This window comes from Thermogutta sp. (assembly GCF_014359955.1).
In the GTDB taxonomy this organism is placed as follows: Bacteria; Planctomycetota; Planctomycetia; order Pirellulales; family Thermoguttaceae; genus Thermogutta.
Window position 1 is genome coordinate 1 of the sequence record NZ_JACIYL010000714.1, and the last position, 2,281, is coordinate 2,281.

A 2,281-nucleotide genomic window follows, 5' to 3' on the forward strand; every position below is an offset into this window, starting at 1 on the left:
GGGACGGTTTACCGGTTCGAACAATCCGGCGAACTCACCGGCATGACCCGGGTTCGCGGCTTCACACAGGACGACGCCCATATTTTCTGTACCGAAGAACAGGTGGCCGACGAATTTCGCGGTTGCCTGGAAATGACGCAGTTCGTCCTTCAAACGCTCGGATTTACGGATTACCGCGTTCGCCTGAGCCTGCGCGATCCGAAGAGCGACAAATACGTGGGCGATCCGGAGGTCTGGGAGCGTGCGGAGTCGGCTCTCCGCCGGGTATGCGAAGAAATGAACCTCCCCAACCTGGAAACCGCTATCGGCGAGGCGGCATTTTACGGCCCCAAGGCGGACTTTATCGTGTCCGATTGCATCGGCCGCGAGTGGCAGTTGGGCACGGTCCAGTTGGACTACAATCTCCCCAGCCCCCAGCGATTCAATTTGGAGTACATCGGTCCGGACAATCGCCCCCATCAGCCGGTCATGATCCATCGCGCTCCTTTCGGATCCCTGGAAAGATTCACCGGGATTTTGATCGAGCATTTCGCGGGAGCGTTCCCCCTCTGGCTGGCGCCGGAGCAAATCCGCGTGCTCACCGTCAGCGAAAAATTCGAAGAATACGCTCGACAGGTAGAGCGGCAATTCCGGGAAGCGGGTCTGCGGGTGGTCGGAGATTACCGCGCCGAAAAGGTGAGCGCCAAAATCCGCGATGCGCAGCTCGAACTGGTCCCCTACATGGCGGTCATTGGGGGCCGGGAACAGGAGCAGGGAACGGTGGCCCTGCGGGAGCGACGGAAAGGAGACCTGGGGGCCTTCCCCGTCGCGGCTGTCATTGCAAAATTGCAGGAAGAAATCCGACTGAAGATAATACCCCGATATGACGACGCCCAAAAATAGCGTCAGCGCCGCGTGCTCCCAGGAAAACCTTGATCCGGGACGTGGCGCGGGGTGTTGACGTTTCGCGTGTGTGTGTTCATACTCAAGCAAGTGTCAAACGTCCTCCCGAAAAGGGCGTCAACGCTGGAGACTTGGTTAACGGTTTTGGTGGTTTGAGTGTTTGGCTGAAAGAGGAGTCCAACAATCGAGGAGAAAACTTATCGCGTCAATGAGCGGATCCGCAGTCCGTCCGTCCGGCTGATTGGTCCCGATGGCCAGCAGATGGGGATTGTCAGCCGCGAAGCGGCCCTCGCAGCGGCGAGGGAAGCGGGGCTCGATTTGGTTGAGGTGGCCCCCAACGATAACCCGCCTGTCTGCCGCATTCTCGACTTCGGCAAATTCAAATACATGCAGAAAAAGAAGCAGCAGAAGTCGCATGCGGCTCAAATGAAGGTCAAAGAAATCCGGGTGCGACCGGGAACCGGGGAGGCCGACCTGAACGTCAAGATCAACCGTGCCCGGGAGTTCCTCACCAAAGGCGATAAAGTCCTTATTTCCGTAATGTTTCGGGGGCGAGAGGCCGCCCATATGGAGGAGGGCGAAAAAGTCCTCAACCATATCCTGGAGCGGCTGATGGACCTCGGCAGGCTGGAAGGGACAATCAACCGGCAGAGCAAGCGGATCGTCTGTACGGTCCTCCCCAACGCGAAATCCGGATCGTAGGAAGGCCGGGAAGCGACCGCACCTGTCAAAGACGTTTATCCGCTTTCGGTCTCACCCGGCAGGCGGGGGAATCGGGGAGGTTCCCTGTGCGCAGCGGGAACGTGAGCGTCTGTACCTACGATTTCCGGCGCGCGACGGCGGGTCTTCGATTGTCTCCAGCATCGGGGGCAAGGGGCCTTTTCCCAAGGACATCCCCTCTGGACGCCCCCGGTGAAACGCCCTAAAATCAAAAATGGACGTCGGGATGATTCCCACGTTCGTGATATCGCGGGGTGGAGCAGCCAGGTAGCTCGCAAGGCTCATAACCTTGAGGTCGCAGGTTCAAATCCTGCCCCCGCAACTGCGTTCCTTTGGTGATCAGTTTCGATTCGGAACGTGATCCGTTTTTTCCCGCCCGGTCGCAGGGCGGTTTTTCTTTTCTTGACCTTTCTTTCTGCATTCCCAAGCTTCTTTCGCCAGCGGTAGCATGCCCAACGACTGTGCCGGATCTTGCGATACCGGCACCAACAACCGGCTTCTGTCCGACGGGACCTACCGCTACCAGTACGATGCCGAGGGGAACCGCACGCACCGGTTCATTGATACCAACGCCAATGGCCAGCTCGACTCAGGCGACAGGGATATCACCCAATACACCTGGGACCACCGCAACCGGCTCACCAAGGTGGAGCACCGATCCAGCTACGCTGCGGCGGTC

The 2,281-nt window shown here is 58.8% G+C and carries 3 protein-coding genes and 1 tRNA gene; all 4 read left to right on the forward strand.

The annotated features are described in order from the left end of the window. Nucleotides 1-882: threonine--tRNA ligase (locus H5U08_RS16175; protein ID WP_297035397.1), on the forward strand; the 882-nt coding region annotated here is incomplete at its 5' end. Between the two features lie 183 nt (nt 883-1,065). Then, a complete protein-coding gene (gene infC, locus H5U08_RS16180; RefSeq protein WP_297035402.1) occupies nt 1,066-1,584 on the forward strand; it encodes a translation initiation factor IF-3 in 519 nt (172 codons plus the stop codon). A gap of 266 nt (nt 1,585-1,850) precedes the next feature. After that, nucleotides 1,851-1,924, forward strand: a tRNA-Met gene (locus tag H5U08_RS16185). Between the two features lie 126 nt (nt 1,925-2,050). Beyond that, nucleotides 2,051-2,281 (forward strand): hypothetical protein (locus tag H5U08_RS16190; protein ID WP_297035400.1); only part of this gene is annotated, 231 nt, incomplete at its 3' end.